This is a genomic window from Cupriavidus sp. MEYA8 (genome assembly GCF_059278825.1).
Genome location: NZ_CM181221.1, coordinates 1,697,555 through 1,722,045, shown reverse-complemented (window position 1 = coordinate 1,722,045; position 24,491 = coordinate 1,697,555). Strand labels below are relative to the sequence as shown.

The 24,491-nt window shown below is 61.9% G+C and carries 19 protein-coding genes and 1 pseudogene; 6 read left to right on the top strand and 14 right to left on the bottom strand.

Annotation, left to right across the window (positions count from 1 at the left end):
- Positions 1-7: 7 nt before the first annotated feature.
- The 6 genes from AC5WJ1_RS07940 to AC5WJ1_RS07915 form a co-directional block, all read right to left on the bottom strand.
- Positions 8-676 carry a CDP-alcohol phosphatidyltransferase family protein gene (locus tag AC5WJ1_RS07940; RefSeq protein WP_135705218.1) on the bottom strand — a complete coding sequence of 223 codons (669 nt, stop codon included), beginning with the start codon at positions 674-676 and terminating at the stop codon, positions 8-10.
- A gap of 324 nt (positions 677-1,000) precedes the next feature.
- Positions 1,001-1,417 (bottom strand): hypothetical protein, encoded by a 417-nt coding sequence (locus AC5WJ1_RS07935; RefSeq protein ID WP_434032782.1) that lies wholly within the window; start codon positions 1,415-1,417, stop codon positions 1,001-1,003.
- A gap of 595 nt (positions 1,418-2,012) precedes the next feature.
- Entirely contained in the window at positions 2,013-2,195 is a 183-nt protein-coding gene (locus AC5WJ1_RS07930) for a hypothetical protein (RefSeq protein ID WP_494476552.1), read from the bottom strand.
- Positions 2,180-3,451 carry a hypothetical protein gene (locus tag AC5WJ1_RS07925; protein WP_494476504.1) on the bottom strand — a complete coding sequence of 424 codons (1,272 nt, stop codon included), beginning with the start codon at positions 3,449-3,451 and terminating at the stop codon, positions 2,180-2,182. The genes AC5WJ1_RS07930 and AC5WJ1_RS07925 overlap by 16 nt, the downstream gene beginning before the upstream one ends.
- A gap of 1 nt (position 3,452) precedes the next feature.
- Positions 3,453-4,433, bottom strand: coding sequence for an ATP-binding protein (locus AC5WJ1_RS07920; RefSeq protein ID WP_039015432.1), 981 nt, complete (start codon positions 4,431-4,433; stop codon positions 3,453-3,455).
- A gap of 3 nt (positions 4,434-4,436) precedes the next feature.
- A complete protein-coding gene (locus AC5WJ1_RS07915) occupies positions 4,437-6,476 on the bottom strand; it encodes a hypothetical protein (protein WP_494476503.1) in 2,040 nt (679 codons plus the stop codon).
- Positions 6,477-6,724: 248 nt separating this feature from the next.
- Here AC5WJ1_RS07915 and AC5WJ1_RS07910 point away from each other — a divergent pair, with 248 nt between their 5' ends.
- Positions 6,725-7,951 carry a tyrosine-type recombinase/integrase gene (locus AC5WJ1_RS07910; protein ID WP_135705217.1) on the top strand — a complete coding sequence of 409 codons (1,227 nt, stop codon included), beginning with the start codon at positions 6,725-6,727 and terminating at the stop codon, positions 7,949-7,951.
- A 765-nt stretch (positions 7,952-8,716) separates the two neighbouring features.
- Here the strand turns inward: AC5WJ1_RS07910 and AC5WJ1_RS07905 are convergent.
- Genes AC5WJ1_RS07905 through AC5WJ1_RS07895 form a run of 3 tightly spaced genes read right to left on the bottom strand, consistent with a single transcriptional unit; the run spans position 8,717 to position 13,730 of the window.
- Entirely contained in the window at positions 8,717-9,226 is a 510-nt protein-coding gene (locus tag AC5WJ1_RS07905; RefSeq protein ID WP_133097306.1) for an acetone carboxylase subunit gamma, read from the bottom strand.
- A 23-nt stretch (positions 9,227-9,249) separates the two neighbouring features.
- Positions 9,250-11,574, bottom strand: a complete 2,325-nt coding sequence (locus AC5WJ1_RS07900; RefSeq protein ID WP_135705216.1) for a hydantoinase B/oxoprolinase family protein — start codon at positions 11,572-11,574, stop codon at positions 9,250-9,252.
- 11 nt (positions 11,575-11,585) lie between these two features.
- The gene (locus AC5WJ1_RS07895; protein ID WP_135705215.1) at positions 11,586-13,730 is read right to left on the bottom strand and encodes a hydantoinase/oxoprolinase family protein; all 2,145 of its coding nucleotides are present in this window, start codon (positions 13,728-13,730) and stop codon (positions 11,586-11,588) included.
- 451 nt (positions 13,731-14,181) lie between these two features.
- On the opposite strand from AC5WJ1_RS07895, the gene AC5WJ1_RS07890 reads away from it, so the two are divergent.
- From AC5WJ1_RS07890 to AC5WJ1_RS07880, 3 genes are all read left to right on the top strand, one after another.
- Positions 14,182-14,712, top strand: a complete 531-nt coding sequence (locus tag AC5WJ1_RS07890) for a lecithin retinol acyltransferase family protein (protein WP_205751653.1) — start codon at positions 14,182-14,184, stop codon at positions 14,710-14,712.
- A gap of 35 nt (positions 14,713-14,747) precedes the next feature.
- The gene (locus AC5WJ1_RS07885; protein ID WP_167884585.1) at positions 14,748-14,885 is read left to right on the top strand and encodes a hypothetical protein; all 138 of its coding nucleotides are present in this window, start codon (positions 14,748-14,750) and stop codon (positions 14,883-14,885) included.
- 68 nt (positions 14,886-14,953) lie between these two features.
- Positions 14,954-16,951 carry a sigma-54-dependent Fis family transcriptional regulator gene (locus AC5WJ1_RS07880; RefSeq protein ID WP_135705213.1) on the top strand — a complete coding sequence of 666 codons (1,998 nt, stop codon included), beginning with the start codon at positions 14,954-14,956 and terminating at the stop codon, positions 16,949-16,951.
- 248 nt (positions 16,952-17,199) lie between these two features.
- On the opposite strand, the gene AC5WJ1_RS07875 is transcribed toward AC5WJ1_RS07880, so the two are convergent.
- A complete protein-coding gene (locus tag AC5WJ1_RS07875) occupies positions 17,200-18,114 on the bottom strand; it encodes a LysR family transcriptional regulator (RefSeq protein WP_135705212.1) in 915 nt (304 codons plus the stop codon).
- Positions 18,115-18,278: 164 nt separating this feature from the next.
- Here AC5WJ1_RS07875 and aptA point away from each other — a divergent pair, with 164 nt between their 5' ends.
- The gene (gene aptA / locus AC5WJ1_RS07870) at positions 18,279-19,562 is read left to right on the top strand and encodes an omega-aminotransferase AptA (protein ID WP_135706270.1); all 1,284 of its coding nucleotides are present in this window, start codon (positions 18,279-18,281) and stop codon (positions 19,560-19,562) included.
- Positions 19,563-19,616: 54 nt separating this feature from the next.
- Positions 19,617-21,113, top strand: coding sequence for a CoA-acylating methylmalonate-semialdehyde dehydrogenase (locus AC5WJ1_RS07865; protein WP_494476502.1), 1,497 nt, complete (start codon positions 19,617-19,619; stop codon positions 21,111-21,113).
- A gap of 69 nt (positions 21,114-21,182) precedes the next feature.
- On the opposite strand, the gene AC5WJ1_RS07860 is transcribed toward AC5WJ1_RS07865, so the two are convergent.
- From AC5WJ1_RS07860 to AC5WJ1_RS07845, 4 genes and pseudogenes are all read right to left on the bottom strand, one after another.
- Complete coding sequence (locus tag AC5WJ1_RS07860) at positions 21,183-22,298, bottom strand: alkene reductase (RefSeq protein ID WP_494476501.1); 1,116 nt, start codon at positions 22,296-22,298, stop codon at positions 21,183-21,185.
- 116 nt (positions 22,299-22,414) lie between these two features.
- Complete coding sequence (gene dkgB / locus AC5WJ1_RS07855) at positions 22,415-23,221, bottom strand: 2,5-didehydrogluconate reductase DkgB (RefSeq protein ID WP_135705209.1); 807 nt, start codon at positions 23,219-23,221, stop codon at positions 22,415-22,417.
- Between the two features lie 167 nt (positions 23,222-23,388).
- Positions 23,389-23,466 (bottom strand): annotated as a pseudogene (locus AC5WJ1_RS07850) (MoaF-related domain-containing protein); the annotation flags it as partial.
- Between the two features lie 86 nt (positions 23,467-23,552).
- Positions 23,553-24,461 (bottom strand): LysR substrate-binding domain-containing protein, encoded by a 909-nt coding sequence (locus AC5WJ1_RS07845; RefSeq protein WP_494476500.1) that lies wholly within the window; start codon positions 24,459-24,461, stop codon positions 23,553-23,555.
- Positions 24,462-24,491: the final 30 nt, after the last annotated feature.

The window sequence follows — 24,491 nt, the reverse complement described above, 5'->3', positions numbered from 1 at the left end:
CGGCGCCTCATGGTCTGGTAGCCGCTGTAACGGGGCGAGCGCGCCGCACGGCGCGCCAGTAGTCGAAGACCACCCATGCCGCGAACAAGGGCGCGCCGATCGACGCCGCCGTCAGGAACGGGCTGATGGCACTGCTCAGGGTCACAAGCGGCAGGAGGTAGAGCACATCCTCCGTCTCGAAGCCACCGACCGAGGCCTGTTTCGTGGCGGTCTTGCCAGCGAGCGCTTCGATGCGCATGCGCAAGAAGAAGATCAGCGCCACGGCCACGCCCGCCACGCTGCCGCGCACGACTGCTGGCACCGCAGTATCCTGAAACTGGCCCGAGACGCCGATCCCCATGCTGACGAAGAGCAGGATAGTGACCAGCGAGTCGCTGAAAAGATCGTAGAAATGGCCTAACTTGCTGGATTTCCCGCTGATCCTCGCCAGTTCTCCGTCAGTATGGTCAATAAAATTGGAAAACACGACCAGCAGCGCACCGCCATTCGCCCAGCCGAAGCCGCCCTGCGCGAGGCACGCCGCGCCGGCCAGGCCGGTCAAAAGCCGTATCGTGGTCAGATGGTTGGGCGTAACCCGGGAATCCTTGAGCGGCTCGACAAGCCGCCGCGCCAGGCGTGCGTCCCATGTGCGCGGAGATGGCGGCGGCGCAGGCGGGTCCATTGGATTGCTGCTCATCTTGCAAATACCCCCGCGGCAGGAAATGCGACATGGCCAGGACTGCAGGGCAAGTTCGCGTGGTTTGCTTGGCAGTATTTCAATCTGAAGGACCAAGGCCGGCCGCGCGCCGGATTCCGCGCCGCAGTCGCGTCCAGGCACTGAGACCGCACGCCCGGGGCAGCTACCGTCCCTTGCGTGCGCAAGACAACTGCACTCAGGCACTCAGGCCTTCATTGGCGTCAATAATAGACGTGATTCCGACGAGCTGTCGAGGCAGCAACCCCTGGGCGTTGCCGGTAGCAGGCCGGTAATGGCGGGCGCGGCGGATCGAAACATGGCCGACTATGGGCTGACGATGGAAAGAGCTGGAAGCGGCGCGAGAATCCAGCGGATCGCCTTCGCCCGCCATTCTTGGCTGTCGTTACCGTCGTTGCCGTCATCCGGATTCAGGGTTGTAGTTGGCGCACCCTGCTTTTTGTCCTGCTGTCCGGTCTGTGCTTGTTTCTTGGCTGGCCCGGGCCGTTGGCCTTGCGCCGCCGCCCGCCGCCACCAGCTCGGCGCTGGCGAGCCGATCGGCGAGCGCGGCGGCCTGGGCTTCGAGCCGGGCCCGCGCTTCGCGCCTGCGCCACCATCGCGTGCCTCGTTGCGCGCCGCCACCAGTTCCCCGCGCAACGCTCCGGCCGTGCGCTCGTTCTGCTGGCGCGCGGTGCGCTCATCGTCAAGTATTACTACGTAATACGTATCAAAACTTGATATCATCGAATTACTTTAGACATAACTGCGCTTATGTCTATAATGTCCAGATGAGTGTGAATCTCGAAGGCTCTCGTTGGTTAAACTAACTTTGTATCCATTTCTAAACTAATTTTGTTCCTGGCCCCCTGGAGCAAAATCGTCGTGCTGCCGCGCCCACCGAGCGACAGCGAGCCAAGCACCACACCGGCCGACGCCATGTGCGTCAGCCATGATGACCGCGCACACGCCCCATCACCTGGATGCAGACATCGCCGGTCGCTCTCGACCGCCGTGATGATGCCGGCTACGTTCGACCGTCAATTGCAAACGATTCTCGATTCGGCGTGCAGGACCAGCAGCGGTCCGTGTTGGCCAACCCCTTTGCCGGCATCAAGGTTCGTGGCGCCGCCCTTCGTCCGGCGCTGGATACGGCACGAGGCTTTACCGAAACCGAGTGGCTGCTGGTCAGAACGAGGCTTTCGGTCAGCGCAAAGCCTCGCGGCGATCTGGCTGAGCGCGGGGCTGCCATCGTCTTGACTTACCTTGGCGCCCCTTTCGTGCGGCGCCCGATTACCCATGGTGGCCCGCTCCGTGCCGGAGCTCGTGCCCAACGTCGCGCTCAGAACGGAGTCGTCTGCGACGCGGACCCTTCTGCCTGCGTCCATCTAATCAGCAACAGCCCGTCGTCGGTTTCGCACAGGCGGACGCAAGATTTGGAATCGTCGCGCTCAAGCGGATCGACACCCCGATCGATGTCATCTAGCCAAGTGGTCAACGCATCGAACGTCAGCTCGATTTCCACGTGACCGCCATATCGAGCACTGCAGTTAGCGTCGACTCCCAGACCCACTCGCAGCAGGTCCAGACGTCCTGATCGGCATATAGGTAACCCGCCGGCGCTACCGCTGCATCCCGTGTATAGCGGATGAGGCCCAAGTCGCGCATCGCGTGAGAAACGCTGCAGAAGCGCCGCCGTTCCTGCTCCGCCGGCCGATTGGAGAGCGCCAGGTCCGAACGGCCCCAGCCGAGTTGAAGTTCGTTGAGCGCGATCTCGTATGGGCAGATCAGGCCCCAGCGGGGCCCCTCCTCTGGACGCACGCTGACCCAGCGCGAAAGCCGTCCCTCCTTGGTCAGCCTCCACCGACAGCGACAGGTGCCATGGCGAGTCTGCCGGTCCTGCATGGCATTCAGGCGCGTGACAAACGAAGACGGATTCGCCGAAGCGGCGTTGATGCGTATATAGAAGTGAAGTACGTCGGCAAATCTGAGGTGGCTCGACCTGAGGCGGCCGAGCTGGATTTTCGCTTGCCGCGCAAACGCGTGGCTTTCCAGAGTCCACCGATCACCGGCTTCGATAAGGAGCTGCTCGATGTCCTCGGGCGGGGGCTCAAGCGTGCGCAGCTGAGCGAACGCTTGGTCGAGGGAGACAGCCCCCGGCATGCCATGGTTGCCCGACGACCAGATCTCGCCGAGCGACATGCGCGCGGCAGCGACGCTCGCCCGTGCGACCCAGCCGGCGAGCGACGCAACGCGCCCCTGCTCTCGGGCCGGAAAGCCGGCATCAATGCCGTGCGGCCACGTCCTGCAGCGTTGCCGCATCACGAACTCCAACGCGCCCACGCGCTGCGACACGAGGCTGGCGGTGTGCTTCTGCGCCCAGGTCGTTTTCAGCTCGCTCAGGTGAAATGGGCACCGCGAAAGCCACCCAAGCTGATGCAGGTAGCTGTGGTAGCCGTGCTGCACACAGGTCTCGCAATAGCGGATGGCACGTCGCTCGCGACTATCGGGAGGCGGGCCATAACGGCCGACATCGATGAACCGTATGGAAGGCGAGAAAACGTCTTCGACAAGCGGCGCGGTCTCACCGAGCACGGACGCCAGGCGTCTGATTTCGTCGATCGGAAGCGGCGTGTTGCTATCGGGCTCCACACTCAAAAACTCCGCGCATTTTCGGACGTTGATGCCATTCAGTGCGCAGAAGCGGGCGACGAACGATAGCCGCGACTCGTACGGACGGAGGCTTCCCGGCCACCAGTTCACCGATGGGTAGGCCGCCATGTCAACTACCCGTCGAGATGATCCTCATGTGGTCCGGGAAGTTCGCTTTTGCGAATTCCTGCAACCAGTTCTCGTAAGACGTCACGTCAACCCAGTCTCCGCCATGCGCCAGCTGGAAAAGCATCGCCTCGGTTGCCCTGGCGATATGCTGCATCGGGAACTCGAGATGACGGCGCGCAGATTCGGGCGAGAGTTCCACCAGCGCTTTCCACACCAGCGCGGCACAGTCTGCAAGGCGGTGCCCTGCCGCGAATTGAACCGGCGCGAAATACTTCAGGTATGAAACGCCGCTGCCCGGTGGCCATTCCGAGTCGATATCGTAGCCGTTGAGCACGTATGCGATTTCTTCCGGCGAACGCAGCCCATGAAATCGCGCATGCGCGGCCATAAAACGTGCTGCCAGGTGAGCGTTGCCGGTGATCGCCATATACTCGTGACGATAGTTCAGCTGGTGCGAGCCGACGGAAAACACGCTCAGCAGGTAGCCCTCGTAATCAAGGTCATTCTGAAGACCGAGCAACCACTTCCACTCCCGGAACGTCAAATCCTGCGCTTCGTCGATGGCCAGTACGACATAATTACGCTGCGCGTTGTTCGCAATGGCGATGAAGCGTTGCCTGCACAGGTGGATCCCTTCCGCTCTTTTCGGTGGTTTCGCCGGGTTGGCGAATTCGAAGTTCGAGGCGAGCAACAGCTGATGCCAGAATCCCGCTTCGCTTGTCTGGCTGTCCGGACGGCGATTCCACACCACCAGCGGTACCACGGCGTTAAGGCGTTCCTGCAGCACCTGAGCGACGTACCATTGCACGCAGCGAGACTTGCCCAGCCGTGATGCACCATATATATAGCCGCCGGGGCGCTGCTGGTCGATCCATTCGCCGAGCTGTTCAATCATCTCGTGCATGGGCGGCGTATATACTGCGTACTGCTTCGTCACGATGCAGTGTCGCGGATCGATGCGCTCGGGCAGAGGGAATCGCATGACCTACCCCGATTGCGCCATTCGGCGTGGCGGGAGCATGGAGCCCGGAGTCGCGGGCTCAGTTTTGATAGCCACGTTAGGTCGCGCTGGCTTGTTGCTGGTGCCACCGTTGCGCGAACCTGTGCTGTCCTTCTGTTTGGCACGATCCATCGCAGCGTCCAGCATGGCAGCGCCGATCGACGGATCCGCTGCAGCAACCAGAATGCGTCGCGCTTCGAGGTAGGCCGGATGGATGGGTAAGCGTTTGTGCGCCTGACTCTCCACAAAGCGCATGAAGATTTCAATGGCGTCTCCGCCCGCTGGGATAGTCAGTTGTCCGTGCGAGCAGGCCTGAGAGATTGCAGCGCGAACGGCAAGACTATGTGGTGAAACGTTCCATGGCGGCGCTGCCCGCAGTACACCGAGTGAGATGCCGTCAAGCGTGGAGGCGAGCGCTACCCGGCAATCATCCTCCTTGTGACAGACCACCCAGATCTCGGATCCTGCCAGGTCGTGCCGGTTGTGCAGCACCTCGTTGGTGTAGCGGCCGTAATAGAACTCCACATACGGGGCGCGCCCACTCGCTGCTCCGCCGCGCACGATGCAGCGCTTGCGGATGCTGAATAGCGCTTCCACAACGGCGGGATCGACTCGGCGCAAGCTCTGCTGAGCGTGGTGGTACAGGAAGTTCGCGTATGCGAGCGGCGTGCGGTTGCCAATCCCGCTGTGCGGTGTTGCGTTGTAATTGGCGATGAGCACGTCCAGCAGCTCTTCCGCATATTCGTACTGGAATCGGCTTGCCAGCGCAACGTCTTCCGGCTTCCGGCCCTTACGGTCCTGAGGCTTGGCGCCGGTGGTGTTGGAAAGACGCTGAAAGCCCTTCCCCGCCAGATTTCGGAAAAACGCCTCGATGAAGGGCCGGTCGTCCTTGCTTCGACGTTTCGAGAACGAGGTTTTCGGCTCAAGCAGCGTCGCGCGAACCGTATCGCGCAACGCGTCGCGCACGTGCTGACAGGTCTCGGCAAGGGCACCGTCTACGCTGGTCTCATCCCAGCACAGTCCGACGAAATTGTCACCCAGCACCGACAGAAGCCCGGCATCGGGCAGATACGCCTTGTCGCTGAAGCTTACCGGGCGCGCCCACCATTTTCCCAATGCCCGCTTCAGCGCGCGCAGGACATCATCCTTCGAGACTTCCCGTCTCATGCTGAAGTAGTAGCCGAGCACCGCGCGCGACATCACTTCGAGAATCACGATAACCCAGAGACGATGAACGATCTTCTCCCGAAAGCCGCCTCCCATCAGGGGAAGCGACACGCAGAAACGTCCGTCCAGTTTGTGCGCATCCATCTCCACGCGCTGCATGAACTTCTGAACTGGCCGTCCGGTTCCGTCCCCTGTCTTCAGCTTTGACACCAGGTCTGGACCGCCGCTCGCCGCCGCCAGCGCTCGTGGGTTGGCCGACAACACCCTGTCGATATACCGGCCAATCGAGACGTATCCCAGGGTCGCCGTGTTGAACGGCCACTCGTTTCGCTGTTCACATCCAAGTTCGCGGAGCTGGTCGAGAAGCCACCCGCAGTGTCGTCTTTTCGACTGCCGGGTTTCGACCAGCCGCTTGCCTGACGCGCTCGCGAGAATACGCGCTTCGAATGCCTGGCGAAGCTCCGGCTGCGCATCAAGGAGCGCCTGCAGGGCACCAACGGCGCCGCCGCCGAACTGACTGACATGGATCTTCCGATGGCGCCGGTAGTGCTTGATCCGGGTCCACGGAACCAGCCCGCGCCAGCCGTAGGGTCGCCCGTCCGGATGCGTTTCGAGGCAACGTTCGCGGATCAGTCGATAAGCCTGTTTTGCGCCAAGTGCGGTGAGACGCTTGATGGTATCGGCCGTCGCGCCAGAAAGGTACAGCGAGACCGCCTGCTTTCTCGCAAAATACAACGCGCGCCGTTCTCCTTCGAGCGCCCCTTCATCCGGGCTTGCCCAGAGCGAGGTGTCGATGGCTCTCCTGCCGATTGTGCGGCGGGAGCAATGACAGCTGTCGTCAGCGTCGCGGACTTGCATGGAGGTTCCAGCACAAATGGCCACCATCGCCTATGGCCCAATCGCTATGAACCATAGGGCGCTATCGCGGGACTGCAAGGCAAGGATGTGCCGGAACGTGGGCAAGGATACAATATTAGTTTAACTGTCGGCCGAAGGAACAATTTGTCTTTCAACTTTTTAAACTAATTTTGTTACTCGACCCTCTGGTTGCCCTTATTTTCCGTGTCCATGACGGGAACAAAATTAGTTTCACTGACGACTCGCGCATGGACCTACTGCCCCTCAAACCGCTTGGGAGTCTTACCGACTCACTTCCCACACCGCTGGAGCGGTTGAAACTGTCATCGCCGCTGTCCGGCGCCGCCGGTACTAATCGCGCGCCCGCCACCGGCGCTCGTATTGCCGCGGCCGATGACCTGGCCGCCGTGACCGCCTGGCTGGCCCGCTATGCCGACAGTGCGGCGACCATCGCCACCTACCGCCGCGAGGTGGAGAGGCTGATCCTGTGGGCCGTGCTCCAGTTGGGCAAACCTTTGTCCTCGCTGACGCACGAAGACCTGCTAGCCTATGAGCGCTTCCTCGCCGATCCGCAACCGGCCGCGCGCTGGGTGCTGGCCGGCAACAAGAAGCTCGCGCGCAGCCATCCGGACTGGCGCCCGTTTGCCGGGCCGCTGTCGCCCGGCAGCGTGCGCCAGGCCATGGTGATCCTGAACGCGCTGTTCGCCTGGCTGACCGAGGCCGGCTACCTGGCCGGCAATCCGCTCGCCCTCGCCCGCCGTCGGCGCGCTCCCAGCAAGGCGCGCATCACCCGTTATCTGAGCCACGACCTGTGGGCGATCGTCAAGGAGACGGTCGAAGCGATGCCGACCGAGACCGTGCGGGAACGGCTGCATGCGGCACGCTGCCGCTGGGTGCTGAGCGTGCTCTATCTGGGCGGCTTGCGGGCGTCGGAGCTGACAGCGACCACGATGGGCGCGTTCTTCTGCCGGCGCGATGCCCAGGGCACTGAGCGCTGGTGGCTGGAGGTGACCGGCAAAGGCAGCAAGACCCGGCTGGTGCCGGCGACCGACGAGCTGATTGCAGAACTGGCGCGCTACCGTCGCGCCCACGCACTGCCGCCGACTCCGCAGTTCGGTGAGACGCGTCCCCTGGTGCTGCCGGTGATCGGAAAAGCGGACAGCGAGAAACCGCTGTCACGCGGCGCGCTGCACCTGATCCTGAAAGAGGTGTTTGGCATGGCCGCGGCGCGCCTGCGGGCGCGCGGGCCGGAATGGGAAGCGCAAGCCGCGGTGCTGGCCAGCGCCTCGGCGCACTGGCTGCGCCACACCGCTGGTTCGCACATGACCGACCAGCAGGTCGACCTGCGCTTTGTGCGCGACAATTTCGGGCACAGCTCGCTGTCGACGACGAGCGGCTATCTGCACAGTGAAGAGGATGCGCGCCATGAAGCCACGCAGGCGCGGCATCGGATCGGCTGGGACGCGGAGAAGTAGCGGGACGGCGATACTCCACTAGGCTAGCGGTTCAGCGGACGCATCAAGCCGCTATTCTGAGCGCTTACCTCATCGAGAAAATCGGCCGATTCGGGCCGACTCTGGCGATGCAGATCAGGATTTGGACGTGCGCTACCATGCGCCATCGCTCGCTGACCTTCGCCCTATGCTGCTGTGCGAGCGGAAGACCATCCGCGCGGATATCGGGATGGAGAGCGCTCGCGCGATTGGATAAGGATCAAGCGTCCCGGCGCCGTGCCTCCAGAAAGGTTTCGTCGCTGACACTTGGTTCTGTTTGGCACCCCATACGGTGTTTGCGACACATACCGTAAGCTGGATCAAGCGTGGTGGGCCTTTCCCCCCTTCCCCAGGGTCACTGCGCTTTGCCCCGCCGCGTTTCAGCGGCTCCGCGGCGGGGCCTTTCTAGAATGGCGCCAGACGAAGCTATCGCGAAACTTTGGCGTTCTGCCCGAGAGCCTTCGAAAGCGTTTCTCCTTGCGACACACCCGCCGCGTCGACAATCCCGCTATCGCCCCTGGCTTGCTCGGCTTCAGGGCTTACCGGACCTTGGTTGCCGGCGGGACGCCACTCCGAATCGCCTTGGGTGCAGCGCCTTTTCTTTTGGTTCTTTGACTGGTCCAGGGGCAGTCCAGCGTGAGCCCGTTCATTCTGTCGGCCTACTTAAGCCGGCTGTCAAAGCAACCGGCAGCGTCTCCGCAAGGCGGGGAGCAGGCCTGTGTCTGCCCCCAACCTTCGAGTTGCAATCTAGTCCGGAGCGCGCTCGGGGACCGGCATTTGCACCCATTCCTTATAGAATGCCTCGATGTCTGGCTCGAAGTCGTGGATCACTGGATACCATGGTGTTGGCGCCTCGACGTCGTGCATAGTGCCGCATGCCGGGCAGTAGTACTCTCGATACACCTGCCACTGGGTATCGGGGGCCATCAGCTTGGGATACACCTCGGCCATCGCTTCCTCTGTGTCGCGCACATAGATGGATGCATGCAGTTTCCAGTTCTCGCGGTAATCGCAGAACTCGTGGCCGCAATCGCACTTGACCACCCACTTCTTATTATTGGTCGATTGCACAATATGCATGTGCGGGCCGAGCGGAAGCACAATGCGGTCCGGGAAGCTGACCTTGGCCTGCAGAGCGGCCAAATACTGAGCAAAGCGGCTGTCATCTTTGGGCATCGACAGCATGCGGAAAGTTGTTTCCCAGTCCAGGGAGCCCTCAACGAGGTGGGCAACCTGTTCATTCGTGTACTTGGACATGACTCAACTCCTCGATTCTGTGATTACTCTTCGACCTGGACGACGGTGGTAACGTCGGGCAGCAGGGAAAGGTCCATGCGGTGCCTGGCGCCGTAGGACGGCACGCCCAGTTCATCCTCAAGCAGCTGCCACTCGGCGGGGAGGCTCCAGAATGCCTTGAACTCCCGCGTGAACTTTTCCGACAGGGCGAAGCTGGTAGCGAACATGTGTTGCACCTGGACGGACGCGTGCTTGTTGAGGATGCGATCGCGTTCTTCCTTCATCCATTCGCGGGTTGGCAGGGAACGTGCCAGGCGTTCCTTGCGGATCTCGGCACGGCGGGCCTGGGTTTTCTCTACATCCACCGTGAACACGCCCTTGGCGTCCTGGGTGAAGACGGCACCGTAGACTTTCTGCGCATATTCCGGCAGAAGGAATTTCTGGTTGAGGTCCGCCTCGACGGCCTTCGGATCGCGGTCGATCGGGTCGCCAAAGCCCGGCCCCCCGCGCAAGTAGTTGAGGTACAGGTCATGGTTGGCGTAGCAGTCCTCGGTAGTGATGCACTGCTTGTCACGCTTGACCACCGCAGTTGCATCGATGTGGCGCTCGTAGTCTGGCTTGCCGGGATCGATGTCGCCACCCAGAGGCAGGGAATCGCCAATGGCGATGCGCTTGTCCAGCCCGGTCTTGTGTGCCTCAAACCGGTATCCGGTCGCCGAGGGATAGCCACCCATCATGCCCCAGTCGCTGTTCATGAACCCATTGCCCATGAAGAACATGGTCCAATCCTGGGCGTTCCACACCATGCGCAGCGTCTCGAAGCCGCAACCGCCGCGGTACTTGCCATACCCGCCGGAGTTGGCCTTGACGTTTCTGCCAAGATAGAGCAACGGTTCGGCCATCTCCCAGATTTCGATGTCGCCCATGTCCCCTTCCGGGTTCCAGATGGCGGCTGCGTGGTTGAGGCCATCCTTGACGGCGCAGGCGCCCGTTCCGCAGGAACTGGCCTCGAAACTGTTAACCGCATGGATCTCGCCATCCTGATTGATGCCACCACCTTGCAGCCAGTTTGAAGTGTTGGCGTTACCGGCGTTCACCTCCTCCAGATACCCCCGGCTAAAATAGGACTGGGATAGGCCGCGCCACAGGGCCGCCCAGCCGGAGACCAGGAAGTGCCAGGCATAAGCGTGACCGGTGCGGCGGTCGTCGGGATTGCACCAAGTGCCCTTTGGCAGGCGGAACTCGGTGGCGAAGTAGGCGCCATCATTGATGCGCTGGGTTGGCACCAGGGTCTGGCACATCATCACCCAGATTCCTGAAGTAAATGCCACCTGATGGGCGTTGAAGGTGTGCCAGCCCCAGCGGCTCGCTCCTTCGAAGTCCAGGCGCCACTTTCCGTCCGGCTTGATGGTCATCTCCACCGGCGAATGCATGATGGAGTCGAGCTTGGCGAAGGCGTTGGATACCTGCACGTCGTCATGCTTGTAGGGCACATCGACAAAGGAGACTTTGCGATACTTGCCCGGCAGGGTCATGGCCCTGATACGGCTCTGCAGTCCGCGGCGGCCTTCTTCGATGACCTCGTAGGTAAATTTCTCATAGGCCTCGATGCCATCAGCCCGAATCACTTCCTCAACCAGGTCGCGAATCATGTGGCAGCCGGCGATGCGGGTCTTTTCGTCAAGGATCCAGTACTTGGGCGTGCGCACTGAACGCTGGGACTCGTGCAGCCAGTCGCGCAACGGCACGTCATTCACCCCCGTCTTGCGGCAGGTAATCATGTAGCCATCGCCGAAGCGCTGGGTCTGGCCGGTGGACATCGAACCCGGCGTCACTGAGCCGGTGTCGATGACGTGCGTGACGCCACCGACCCAACCGATAAGCCGGCCTTGCCAGAAGATCGGGACGATAGTCGCGATGTCACAGGGATGCACGTTGCCGATAGAGCAATCGTTGTTGGTAAACATGTCCCCCGGATTAATGCCGGGGTTGGCCTCCCAGTTATTCTCGATCATGTATTTGATTGCCGCCCCCATGGTCCCGACGTGGATGATGATCCCGGTCGAGGTCAGCACGCAGTCGCCCACAGCGTTGTAAAGCGTGAAGCAAAGCTCGCCTTCTTGCTCGACGATAGGGCTCGCGGCAATCTTCTTGGCCGTTTCACGAGCATGCACGAGGCCGCCACGCAGCTTGGAGAACAGCTTTTCGTAGCCAATCGGATCGCTGTCCCGGAATTCCAGCTTCCCGAGGCCGTTGTAATGGCCCGTAGCATTGGTGCGCTCAATGATGCCGTCACGGTGCTGCTTGAGCGTCTGGCCGTTTTGCAGCAGGTCGGCGAAGCCGACTTCTTTATTGCTCATCATGTTCATGGCATGTCTCCTTACTTCACTTCTTTGAGATGGAACAGGCGGTGCTTGTCAATCGTCGTTTCGAAGCCGTCGGGCACCACGAACGTGGTGGCATCGGATTCGATGATGGCGGGACCGACGATGTGATTGCCGGCCTTGAGGGATTCCATCTTCCAGAGCGCGGCATCGACCCACTTCTTGTGGCGATAGAAGGGTCGGGTACCGAGATAGGCCGACTTTGGCGGCGTGGGCCCGGCGTCCGGGTCCTCCGGCAGCACGGGTTTCTGGGTTACAACCATCCCGCGAAGAATGGCGCCAGTAATGGAAAAGCCCAGTTCCGGCGAGCGGGCAGAACTCGCGTAGACGCGTCCATAGGTATTTTCGAATGCGTCGACGATTTTGTCCCAATCGGCGGCAGTCGCGGCACGGGTCACCGGCGACACAATCTCGAGATCGTTCAGTTGGCCCATGTACTGCATCTTGTAGCCGGGAATCAGCATCACGTCTTCGGGCTTGTACCCGTTGAGGACGAACTCGTCGATGACCTTCACCGCCAGTTCCGACCAGGCTTCCTGCAAGATTCCGCATGCAACCGCCTTGGCATCGTCCGGCGCGAGCTGGGCAACACCAAGGTCCACTGACTTGTCGTAGCGGTACTCAAAGTCGGCGCAAGCGCAACCGAAGGCCGAGAATCCCGCCGCCCACGCAGGCACGACGACGTCCTTGAAGCCGACGCCGCCGGTGTAGCCGTAGGTGTGCACCGGGCCGGCGCCGCCGTAAGAAAAGCAGGTGAATTCCGCCGGGTTATAGCCTTTGGCACTGATGTTGGCGCGCAGGTACTCGGAAAGGGTAAGGTCAAGCAGCTCGATGACGCCTGCCGCGGCGTCTTCGACTGACAGGCCGAGCGGGTCGGCGATCTGCGCCTTGATGTGGTCGCGGGCGCGTTGCACGTCGAGCTTGATGGCACCGCCCAGGAAATTGTCCGGGTTCAGATAGCCCAGAACGACGTGGCAATCGGAAACGGACACCGTGTCGAGACCGCTTTCCGGCCAGCAGGTGCCCACGCGGTAGCCTGCGCTGTCGGGGCCGAGCTTGATCGACTTGCTGTAGGGGTCGAGGCGCACAAAGCTGCCGGCGCCGGCGCCAACCGAGTCCATTGCCACCAGGGGCAAGGAGAGGACCAGACGGGCCATGTCGGGGTCGGACTTGATGGCGAAATTGCCCTTGGTGATCAGGGCCACGTCGAAGCTGGTGCCGCCGATGTCGGAACAGGCGATGTTCTCGTCGCCCAGATACTCGCCCAGCAGCCTGGACCCAATGACGCCGCCGATCGGGCCAGAAACAATCGTGCGCGCGAGTTCCTTGGCCTTCCAGCTGATGGTGCCGCCGTGGGTGGCCATCACCCGCAGATCGAATTTGGCGCCGTGCTTCTTGAACCGGTCACTCACCTTCTTCAAGGTCTGGCGCGAAGGCTCTGCACCGTAAGCCTCCAGGATGGTGGTATTCATCCTGTGACTCTCCTTGCGCGACGGGTAGTAGTCCACCGAGGCGAACACCGGTATATCGGCCTTTAGTTTTTTGAGCTCCTCGCGCACGACGTCTCGGGCGCGCTGCTCGCTTGATTCGTTCTTGTGGGATTGCAGCAGGCAAATGACGATGGCTTGCGAGCCAGCCTCCACCAGTTCTCGGGTAGCCTGACGGACCTCATCTTCACGCAGTGGGATAACCAGCTTCCCCTGCACGTCGGTACGTTCGGTGACGCCGCGCGTGCGCGAGACGGGCACAAGAGGCTCGTCGTAGCGGTGGGTGTTCAGGTGGATGCGGTCCTCCAGTGCATAGCCCAGGTAGCTCTGCAGTGCTCGGCCCATCGAATGGATCTGCTCGAAACCGCGATTGCAGATGAGACCAACGTCGAGGCCTTTGCGCATGAGGATGCGGTTGAGCATCGCCGTACCTGAGTAGACGCAAGTCACCAGTTCGGGGTAAACGTCATCCACTGTCCGGTCCCAGTGAGCAAGGGCGTCCTCGGAAGAGTTGTAGATGGCGAGCGATTCGTCGCCGGGATTGCTCTGCGCCTTGCCTACGACGAAGCGGCCATCGGAGCGCACAAAGAATGTGTCGGTCATCGTGCCGCCAGCATCGATGCCCATCACCTGTACGGTGGACTGCGATTGCATACTGCCTCCTGTCATTGATGTAGTCATGGTGGGATCCCCCCACGACCCATCTATGGCAAAGCTTGTGCCAGAGCCGGCTGGCATCGGAAACAGCCCCTGCAGGCTATTGAATTCAATGGGTTGGCACTGTTGTTCGGCTATTTCGTTGATGGCGGCATGCCTTTGGTCAGTGTCCGGATTCTCGACGTCCTGTGCAGCGGTGTCCGGGAATCGGACGCTTTCTGACCAGGAAGGATGGGATTGGCCCGTGCGAGTCCGGGCGGCATGTAGCAGTTGTAGGGCCGCCCAACAATTGCCGCAGGCGTGGCGGCATCGAAGTCTGGCGGTCGATGCCGAGAGGGACGCCAGCTACCTTGAAACTCCAAGGCGGCGTCCATGCGAAGCGCTTGTGGCGCTGGCACGCGCTATGCACTGAATTCAAGCGAAATGACAGCGACGTATGGTGAAGTCCATGAAGTACTCAACGTCAAGCCACCCGGTTTTTGAATCAGTTGCCGATATGGACCTGGCGATCGGAACCCATCTCGTCACCGACCGGCTTTGGTATACGCATCATGGCCTCTACGCGGGGGCCGGCAAGGTCGTGCACTACTCGGGTCTGTCACGATCACTGCGTCGCGGCCCGGTGCACGAGGTCACGCTCGCGGAATTCGCGCATGGGCATCCGATCAGAGTTCGCCAAAGTCCTGGCGCCAGGTTTGATGGTGTGGAGGCCGTCCAGCGCGCCTACTCACGCATCGGTGAGGATCGATATCGCCTGATTTCCAACAACTGCGAGCACTTCTGCATGTGGTGCCTGTATGGCGAGAGCCGCAGCGAGCAGATCGATGTCTGGAGGTTCTGGGCTGGGTCCGCTGCCTGGTTTAAACCTGCGACGTTGCCCACAGTCGCAACCTTGCTGGGCGGGTCGGTATTGCGAGCAATTTCCCGGTTCGGACCTGAGGACAGGACATTCGCAAGCACAACGCAATCGGCTTCCTGAACCTGCGTAGGGTGCATTGACAGAAAACTAGATACTTGGCGCAGGCCCTCGTGTACGCCGTTGCCGCCTTGTCGCTGCCGACGCTGTCCGGTTTCCGGACACTGATTGCTGCGATGGCCGGAAATCGGACACCTTGGGATTTTCATGCTGCAAAGCACAAATATTTGATTTGAAAAGAGATTATTGACTTGGCGGTGTCTCGCGGATACGGTTATCCCAGTCAATTGAGAGCGACCGTCCTATGCCGTTTTCTCGTTGCGGCACCCTGATCCCACGTATCGGCGACGAGCCCGTCGTGGCTTCCGCCTGGGAGCGTTTTGTGCAGGATCAGTCCCTGGAAGGGGCGGGTGTGCGCAGCGTCGTCCTCGCCTCATGGCAGCGGTGTCGTTCGGAGGCCGTCGACCCTGCTCGGCACTCCGCACCGGGGGCAGCGGCCGAACGAGTGCGCCAGTTGCAGCGACAGAACCGGGAGCTCTGTGACGCTGCGCTGCCGGCGCTTGAGAGCCTGCGGGATATCCTACGGGAATGCGGCACGCTCATCATGCTTTGCGACCCGAGCGGAACGGTTCTCCATCTCAAGGGCGAAACCAGGGCTCGCAGCGTTGGCGAGGGAATCAACCTGGCCACCGGTGGCTGCTGGAATGAGGAAGTCATTGGCACCAATGCCATCGGAACCGCGATCGCCACGGCGGCTCCTGTCCAGATCCATGCCGACGAGCATTTTTGTCTGGACGTCAAGCGTTGGACCTGCGCTGCGGCTCCCATTCTTGACCCCTTCAGTCGCACCCTGTTAGGGGTCGTGGATGTTTCCGGCGTCAAGGAAACCTTCCATGGCCACACCTTGGGCCTGGTGATGACTGCTGCCAGCCAGATCGTCAGCGAACTAGCCCGCCGAGACGTTGCTCTTCACGAGCGGCTGCTGACTCGAGCCATTGATTATTTCATCCGTTACGCCAGCGACTACGTTGTGCTTGTCGACAGCCGTGGGCGCATTGTTCGTACGAATGGAAATGCGCAGGTGGCGCGCGAGAGCTATGACGTGCGGCTGCCCTCTGAAGTTGGCAGCCAGGTGCCAGGACTGAACCTCGCACTGTCGGATGTCGACCGGTACTGCCAACGTCCGGAATGGCTGCGTCCTGAATGGCTGCACCCTGTGAAGGATCATGCCGGCATGCTCGGTACGGTGCTGGTGCTTCCCCTCGTGACTCGCCAGAATCGAGCCGCTATATTGCCCGGGGCCCCAGTCGGGACAACGACAGCAGGAAACGATGTGTTTGGCGACATCGTAGGCGAAAGCGAGGTGCTGAAGGCGACCAAGGCGCGCGCGCGCCGGATCGCGCCGCTCGATCTGCCGGTACTGCTTCTTGGCGAAACTGGCGCGGGGAAAGAACTCTTTGCCCGAGCACTGCATCGGGCTGGCAACCATCCCGACGGCCCTTTCATTGCTGTCAATTGCGGCGCATTTACGCGTGAGCTCTTGGCCAGCGAACTTTTTGGCTATTCCGATGGCGCTTTCACAGGTGCCCGTCGAGGTGGCCTTCCCGGGAAGTTTGAGCAAGCTGACGGGGGCACACTCTTCCTGGACGAGGTCGGCGAGTTGCCACTTGATATGCAGCCTCACCTGTTGCGCGTGCTGCAGGATGGCGTTGTGGTTCGCTTGGGTGACACCCGCGAGCGGCGCGTTTCGGTCCGCATAGTTGCCGCTACGAACCGTGATCTGCAAAAGGAGATTACCGCCGGCCGCTTCCGCGAAGACTTGTTCCACCGTCTCTGCGTAGTGAGCCTGGCTCTCCCCCCGCTGCGCGATAGGCCCGGGGATATCGATGCAATCATCAAGCATCTCAACGTCAAACTCGCGCACAAGTATGGCTGTGCGCCCAAGCAGCTTGAACCGGCCGTGCGCCAGGCGCTACTTGGTCATCGCTGGCCGGGTAACATACGCGAATTGCAGAACGTCTTCGAGATGATGTTCGCGCTCAGCGACGACGACGTCATCGATGCCTCTCTGCTTCCCCCGAACATCCAGCAAACGACAAACGCCTCCCTTTCCGTACCTGCCCCGTCGTCAAAGCCGGTTTCATTCCGCCGACTTGAGGAAGTCGAAAGACAAGCGATACTCGACGCGCTCGCGAACGCCCACGGAAACATCTCTATGGCAGCGCGGACACTGGGCATTTCCCGAAGTACTTTGTATGTCAAGCTAGCCGAGATTCGGGCTCAGTCCGGCAGTTCAGGTTGATCTTGGAGCTTAGCTCAAGCTCTCTGACGGGGAACCGGGTCTTCGCTACAGGCCGGTCGGCTCGATGAACCAGCCCTTCTCCATCCCCGGGCCCTGTGCCACACGCCCCCCAACGGCCGGAACGAGCCCGAGGCGGCGCGCCGCGTCGAAGCTTTCCTGGGCCTTCTCAAACTGGGCCCTGGTCGTCATCGGGATCACGCTTACACGCTCGGCGACCTCGGACTACTGCAGCCTGCAAGGTTTCTCGATCAGCGGGCGCTATCCTGAATCAGGATGTCCAGAAATCGGTCCATAATCAGATTTTTTCTTCGGCCCTTCCGCGTCGCGACGCCAAGCGTCACTTCAAAGTGCATCTCTTTGGTCACCAGAGGTATGAGCATGCCCTTTTCCACCCAAGTCGCCGCGAAATGGTCTGGCAGAAAGCCAATGTACTCGCCGGTGAGAATCAGGAAAGCTATACCTTCGCGGTCCGTCGCCGTCGCCGCGCAACTCAACTTCTGGTGCAATTGCATGGCCTCAGCACTGATACGGTAGCTCGGCGCCACGGCAGCTACCTCTCGCAGGTCAGCCACCGACAACTTCTTCCCAGACGGAAACAATCGATGATTTCGGCTGCAATAGAGCTGTGAGCGTTCTTCGTACAGCGGAATGTAGTCCAGTGTCGAGAGCGTAGTGAGCATCGGCAACGCGCCGATGTGGAGACGGCCATCCAGCAAGCCCCGCTCGATCTCGCCAGGCGTACTCATGCTGATGTTGATGCGCACGCCCTCGCTCTGGCGCCGAATTCCTTTCAAGGCGTCGGTGATCCGCATCTTCGGCTGCGTCACCAGGTTGTTCATCAGCCCGATATTGAGTTCACCCCTGAGGCTTTGGTGGAGCTGATTCACCTCTGTACGGAAGCCTTCGATGGCAGAAAGCACCGCCTCCCCCGCCCGAAGTACTTCGCGTCCTTCGTCCGTTAGCGCGAATCCCGCTCGCCCCCGCTGGCACAACCTGACACCCAGCCGCTTCTCCAGGTCACTCATGTGAAGGCTAATCGCGGATCTCGTGATTCCGAGAGCACTTTCAGCCGCAGTAAAGCTTCCTACTTCTGCAACGGTGCGGAAGACCCGAAGCAGGCGCAGGTCGAAGTCCGTGACCTGTGAGAGCGGCAGCCTTTTCATAGGTGAGTAATTCAATATGTAATCGTGAGAATAATTGTATTTTACTCACCCAAATAACGTACCACACTCGAGGCCGTAGACCCTCTCCAAAGGAAGCCGCCTTGAACCCCTCCGCCGCCTACGCCCTCAGGAACAAGAACGAGCTCAATCTCAGCGCTCACTGGATGCCGTTCAGCGCGAACCGCAATTTCCGTCAGGACCCGCGTCTGATTGTCGCGGCTGAGGGGCGCTATCTGATTGACGCCGATGGGCGCAAGGTCTTCGACGGATTGTCGGGTCTATGGACATGTGGTGCCGGCCATAGCCGGAAGGAGATCCAGGAAGCGGTGGCAAGCCAGTTGGGAACTCTGGACTACGCGCCTGCGTTCCAGTTTGGCCACCCGCTGTCGTTCACGCTGGCCGAGCGCATCGTTGACATGATGCCTGGCAACCTGAAGCACGTCTTCTACACCAACTCCGGCTCGGAATGTGCGGATACGGCTGTAAAAATGGCCCGCGCATACTGGAGGCTCAAAGGCCAACCGGCAAAGACCAAGCTCATTGGTCGTGCCCGCGGCTATCACGGTGTGAACGTCGCCGGCACGAGCCTGGGCGGCATCGGTGGAAACCGCAAGACGTTTGGCCAGCTGATGGACGTTGACCACCTCCCGCACACGCTGCAGCCCGATTGCACGTTCACCAAAGGCCAGGCCGAGACCGGCGGCGTGGCGCTCGCCAATGAACTGCTGAAACTCATCGAACTGCACGACGCGTCGAACATCGCAGCGGTTATTGTCGAGCCGATGTCGGGTTCGGCCGGCGTCATTGTTCCGCCCCTGGGATACCTCCAGCGCCTGCGCGAAATCTGCGACCAGCACGGCATCCTGTTGATCTTCGATGAAGTGATCACGGGCTTCGGCCGCATGGGTGAACCGACTGGCGCCGAATTCTTCGGCGTCACCCCCGACCTGATGAATGTCGCAAAGCAGCTGACCAATGGAGCAATTCCCATGGGCGCGGTCATCGCGTCGAGCGAAATCTACGAGACGTTCATGAACCAGGCGGCGCCGCAACATGCCGTCGAGTTCGCGCACGGCTACACGTACTCAGCCCACCCAGTAGCATGCGCCGCCGGCCTGGCGACGCTGGACGTGCTGAAACGTGAAAACCTGATTCAGCAAGCCGCCGAGCTGGCTCCCCATTTCGAGCAGGCCATCCACGGCATACGGGGCACAAAGCATGTCGTGGACATCCGCAACTGTGGCCTGGCCGGAGCCATCCAACTGGCCCCGCGCGACGGTGACGCAACCATACGCCCGTTCGAGGCTGGTCTCGCGCTGTGGAAGAAGGGATTCTACGTACGCTTCGGCGGCGACACGCTCCAGTTCGGACCGGCTTTCAACACCACCACCAGCGAGCTTGACACCATGTTCGACGCCGTTGGCGTTGTCATCGGGACGCTCGCTTAAGGCCGTTCGGCCACCTGCCCTTCCAGCAACTACCCTTGTTTTCCTGGATTCAGTATGAACACCATCCCGCATTTCATTAATGGCGAGCGTGTCGTAGGCGAAGGCCGCCCCTCGCCGGTCTACAACCCCTCCACCGGCGAAGTCACCGGCCAGCTTGTCCTGGCGGATTCCGCTACCGTGAGACACGCCATCCTGACTGCCAAGGCTGCATTCCCGGCATGGCGCAATACGCCCCCGGCCAAGCGGGCGCAGGTGCTGTTCCGCTTCAAACAGTTGCTGGAGGAACATGAAAGGGCCATCGTCGAACTCATCAGCAAGGAACACGGCAAGACCATCGAAGATGCCGCCGGCGAACTGAAGCGCGGCATCGAGAACGTGGAATACGCGTGCGCCGCTCCCGAACTACTGAAGGGCGAGTACACCCGCAACGTAGGTCCGAACATCGACGCCTGGAGCGAATTCCAGCCGCTGGGCGTAGTCGCCGGCGTCACGCCGTTCAACTTCCCGGCGATGGTGCCGCTGTGGATGTACCCGCTCGCCATCGCCTGCGGTAACACCTTTGTCCTGAAGCCGTCGGAGCGTGACCCCAGCTCGACGCTCATGATTGCCGAACTGTTCTATCAAGCCGGCTTGCCCAAAGGTGTCCTTAATGTGGTTAACGGAGACAAGGAAGCTGTCGATGCGTTGATCGAACATCCCGACGTGAAAGCGCTGAGCTTTGTCGGGTCCACGCCAATTGCGGAGTACATCTATGCGGAAGGCACGAAGCGCGGCAAGCGTGTACAGGCCCTGGGCGGCGCAAAGAACCATGCGGTCTTTATGCCAGACGCTGACCTGGACAGCGCCGTCAACGCCTTGATGGGCGCTGCATACGGCTCTTGCGGCGAACGCTGCATGGCCATTTCGGTTGCCGTATGTGTTGGCGACAAGATTGCCGACGCTCTCATCGAGAAGGTTGTTCCCGCAATCCAGGCCTTGAAAATTGGCCCGGGTACCTCGTGTGGACTGGATATGGGGCCGCTAGTCACGTCCGCAGCGCTCGAGCGCGTGACCGGATACATTGCGGCGGGTGAAGCCGCCGGCGCCAAGCTGCTGGTCGATGGTCGCGGCTTCACGGTAGCTGGCCACGAGGACGGCTACTTCGTGGGCGGCACGCTGTTCGACAACGTCAGCACAGACATGACCATCTACAAGGATGAAATCTTTGGGCCGGTACTGTGCATCGTGCGTGTCAAAAGCCTGGAGGATGCGATGCAGCTCATCAACGCTCACGAATATGGCAATGGCACGTGCATCTTTACGCGCGATGGCGAATCGGCTCGCACCTTCTGCGACGAAATCGAAGTTGGCATGGTTGGTGTCAATGTACCGCTGCCGGTGCCCGTGGCCTACCACAGCTTCGGTGGCTGGAAGCGTTCACTGTTTGGCGACCTGCATGCCTACGGTCCGGATGGTGTGCGCTTCTACACCCGTCGCAAGGCAATCACCCAGCGCTGGCCAAAGCGCGAGGTCACCGAGAAGGCGCAGTTCGCTTTTCCGAGCAACGGCTAGGCTCGGAGGAGGCGGAGCCGGGGCCGGAAAGCCAAGGTTTCGCCTTCACCATCGAACTCCGGGTCTCGTTCAGGCTGCGTTTTCGGCCAGCGTGGGGTAGTCGGTCAGCCCTTGCGCACCGCCACCGAAGAGCGTGCCGCGGTCATGCTGCGCGAGCGGCGCGCCAACGCGCAGGCGCTCGGGCAGGTCCGGGTTCGCGACGAACGGACGGCCGAAGGCGACCAGGTCGGCCCAGCCCGCCGCGATCGCTTCGCGCGCGCGTTCCGCGGTGTACTTGCCGGCATAGATCAGCACGCCGGGGAACGCTTCACGCAGCTTGCGCTTGAATGCCGCCGGCATCAGCGGCGCATCGTCCCAGTCCGCTTCCGCGATGTGGAGGTAGCCGACACCGAGATCACCAAGCAGCCTGGCCCCGGCAAGGTATGTCGTTTCCGGATCGTCGTCGACGCAGCCGTTCAGCGTGGTCAGCGGCGCGAGGCGGATACCGACGCGCGACGCGTCGCCCGTGCCTTCGACCAGCGCCTGCGCGACTTCGCCAAGGAAACGCAAGCGGTTCTCCAGCGACCCGCCGTAGGCGTCGCTGCGCGTGTTGGCATTCGAGTCGATGAACTGGTTCACCAGGTAACCGTTCGCGCCATGCAGCTCGACGCCGTCAAAACCCGCCTCGATGGCGTTGCGCGCGGCGGCGCGGTACTGGTCCACGACTTCGCGGATCTCGTCGACGGTCAGCGCGCGCGGCGCGGAGGCCTGGACGAAGCCGGGCGTGCTGCCGTCCTCGCCGGCGATGAACACGTTTACGCCCTGCGCCTGGATCGGCGACGACGACACGGGCTGTTGCCCGCCAAGCAGGCTCGCGTGGCTCAGCCGGCCCACATGCCAGAGCTGCGCGAAGATGTGGCCGCCGGCGGCGTGCACGGCATCGGTCACCTTGCGCCATCCGGCCACCTGCGCGGGCGTGTGGATGCCGGGCGTCCATGCATAGCCCTTGCCGAGCGGCGCGATGTAGGTGCCTTCGCTGACGATCAGGCCGGCGCCCGCGCGCTGCGCGTAGTACGCGGCCATCAGCGCATTGGCCTCGTCGCCGGGCTGGCTGGCGCGCGAGCGCGTCATCGGCGGCATCACGATGCGGTTCGGCAGCGTCAGCCCGCCGAGTTGAAGCGATTGAAACAGCGGATCCTGGGTCATGGTGCGTGTGCTATCGGATCCGCGGCCTGCGGGCCGCGGAGGGATCGAGGAAAGACGGGACGAAGATAGACGAAGAGAGACGAGGAGAGACGGAACGAAAAACGGTCGCTGCGCGTTCAGTCCCATTGCGGCGCGAGGCCGTCGGGACTGACTTCGCGGCCGTTGCGCTCGAGCGCGGCGATCTGCGCCATGTCGTCGTCGCTCAGGTGCAGCGTCTGCGCGAGCAGGTTGCTGGCGAGGTTCTCGCGCCTGGTGGACGACGGGATCACCGAGTAGCCGAGCTGCAGCGCCCAGGCCAGCACGACCTGGGCCGGCGTCGCCTGGTGCCGCTGCGCGATCGCGCCGATCACCGGGTCGCCAAGCACCTTGCCGTACGCCAGCGTCATGTATGACGTGACGTGGATACCCTCTTGCTGCAGGAAGTCCACCAGCTTGCGGCCCTGCAGATAGGGGCTCAGCTCGATCTGGTTGGTCGCGATCGCGTCCTTGCCGACCGCGGCGATCGCCTGCTTTGTCAGTTCGATGTTGAAGTTCGAGATGCCGATCTGCCGCGTCAGGCCTTTTTCCTTCGCCTCGGCGAGCGCGGTCATGTAGGCCTCGAGCGGCACGCCGTTGCCGGGCGCCGGCCAGTGGATCAGGGTCAGGTCGACGTAGTCCGTGCGCAGCTTCGCCAGGCTTTCCTCGAGGCTGGGCACGAGCTTGTCCTGTGCGTAGTTGTCGACCCAGATCTTCGTCGTCAGGAACAGGTCGTCGCGGCGCACGCCGGAGGCGGCGATCGCCTCGCCCACGTCCGCTTCGTTGCCATAGATCTGGGCGGTGTCGATTGCGCGGTAGCCGAGTTCGAGGCCGTTGCGGACCGAGTCGATGACAACCTGGCCTTGCAGGCGGAACGTGCCGAGGCCGAAAGCGGGAATATTGCGCATGGTGTGCTCCTTGGAAGGGACCGGTTTGATCTGGAGGAGATTCTGCCGGTGGAAACTGATGAAATAAACGCCGTTACTGGACAAAAATATTTGATTTCAAATCAAGTATTGATGCCGCCCGTATTGATGCCGCCCGGAACGGATTCGAATCCGGTCAAGGGCGCCGTTCAGAGGGCGCGCAGGCTGCCTTCGAGCCGGTAGAAGTCCAGCGACGGCGCGGTAAAGAACGAACGCGAAGTACTGCTCGGCAGCGGGAGCCCCGCGCGAGGGACGCCGAACTGGACGGAGCAATGACCTTGCCGAATTTCAGGATTGCCGCGCGGCCCACGGCCTAAGCCACCACAAAGCGCGGATCCAGCCGGGCCAGCGCGAAGGCGCGCGTGTGGGTGACGAACGCCTTGAGCAATATCGACGGCGACCGCTGCGCCGAAAACAGCACGGAAAAGTCCGTCGTCAGCAACGGTTCGAACATCCGGAAGCAGACGCCGGTGCCCTTGTACTCGTGCGCGGTGATCGGATCGATCAGCGCCACGCCCAGCCCCTCCTCCACGAATGCGCAGATGCTCCAGGACACCTGCGTTTCCACCTGCACCTTGCACTCGATGCCGTAGGAAGCGAACAGCGCATCGATCTGCAGCCGGGAATCCAGCACGCGCGGATGGGAGACAAAGCTCTCCCCCGCCAGGTCCTGGGGCCGGATCACTTCCTTGCCGGCCAGCGGGTGCCCGGCCGGGATGGCGCAAACCATCCGGGTCGAGATCAGGCGCTCGCCATGCGTGCTGGGGTGGTTCATCGACAGGATCGCAAAGCCCACGTCGCAGCGCTGCTCCGACACCATGTTCACGACCGTGCGCGAAGAATGCGGCAGCATGGTGATGTGGGTCTGCGGGTGGTCCTGCATGAACGCGGCGATCGCCCGCGGCAGGAACGACAACGCCAGCGCCGGCGCGGCGGCGATCTGCAGCGAGCCGCGCTGCATGTCGCGGATCTCCAGTGCCGTCTGCGCAATCCGGTCGATCCCCACCAGCGAGCGCTGCACCTCGTCGAACAGCGCCTGCGCCTCGGCGGTGGGATGGAGCCTGCCGCGCAACCGCTCGAACAGGGCAAACCCTACCGCCTCTTCCAGATCCGCGATCAGGCGCGTGGTGGCTGGCTGCGAGATGTGCAGCATCTCGGCGGCGCGCGTGACGGTCTGGCAGAGCATCACGGCCCGGAAGGCTTCGAGCTGGCGGATTTTCATGCGGCAAGTCTATAACATGCCGTTATGGAC

Coding starts and splice junctions, on each gene's coding strand:
- AC5WJ1_RS07865 (WP_494476502.1), top strand. CDS start 19,617: ATGAACACCATCCCGCATTTCATTAATGGCGAGCGTGTCGTAGGCGAA.
- AC5WJ1_RS07860 (WP_494476501.1), bottom strand. CDS start 22,298: ATGACCCAGGATCCGCTGTTTCAATCGCTTCAACTCGGCGGGCTGACG.
- AC5WJ1_RS07890 (WP_205751653.1), top strand. CDS start 14,182: ATGAAGTACTCAACGTCAAGCCACCCGGTTTTTGAATCAGTTGCCGAT.
- AC5WJ1_RS07905 (WP_133097306.1), bottom strand. CDS start 9,226: ATGTCCAAGTACACGAATGAACAGGTTGCCCACCTCGTTGAGGGCTCC.
- AC5WJ1_RS07910 (WP_135705217.1), top strand. CDS start 6,725: ATGGACCTACTGCCCCTCAAACCGCTTGGGAGTCTTACCGACTCACTT.
- AC5WJ1_RS07915 (WP_494476503.1), bottom strand. CDS start 6,476: ATGCAAGTCCGCGACGCTGACGACAGCTGTCATTGCTCCCGCCGCACA.
- AC5WJ1_RS07940 (WP_135705218.1), bottom strand. CDS start 676: ATGAGCAGCAATCCAATGGACCCGCCTGCGCCGCCGCCATCTCCGCGC.
- AC5WJ1_RS07920 (WP_039015432.1), bottom strand. CDS start 4,433: ATGCGATTCCCTCTGCCCGAGCGCATCGATCCGCGACACTGCATCGTG.
- AC5WJ1_RS07895 (WP_135705215.1), bottom strand. CDS start 13,730: ATGCAATCGCAGTCCACCGTACAGGTGATGGGCATCGATGCTGGCGGC.
- aptA (WP_135706270.1), top strand. CDS start 18,279: ATGCCGTTCAGCGCGAACCGCAATTTCCGTCAGGACCCGCGTCTGATT.
- AC5WJ1_RS07845 (WP_494476500.1), bottom strand. CDS start 24,461: ATGAAAATCCGCCAGCTCGAAGCCTTCCGGGCCGTGATGCTCTGCCAG.
- AC5WJ1_RS07880 (WP_135705213.1), top strand. CDS start 14,954: ATGCCGTTTTCTCGTTGCGGCACCCTGATCCCACGTATCGGCGACGAG.
- AC5WJ1_RS07925 (WP_494476504.1), bottom strand. CDS start 3,451: ATGGCGGCCTACCCATCGGTGAACTGGTGGCCGGGAAGCCTCCGTCCG.
- dkgB (WP_135705209.1), bottom strand. CDS start 23,221: ATGCGCAATATTCCCGCTTTCGGCCTCGGCACGTTCCGCCTGCAAGGC.
- AC5WJ1_RS07875 (WP_135705212.1), bottom strand. CDS start 18,114: ATGAAAAGGCTGCCGCTCTCACAGGTCACGGACTTCGACCTGCGCCTG.
- AC5WJ1_RS07935 (WP_434032782.1), bottom strand. CDS start 1,417: ATGATATCAAGTTTTGATACGTATTACGTAGTAATACTTGACGATGAG.
- AC5WJ1_RS07900 (WP_135705216.1), bottom strand. CDS start 11,574: ATGAACATGATGAGCAATAAAGAAGTCGGCTTCGCCGACCTGCTGCAA.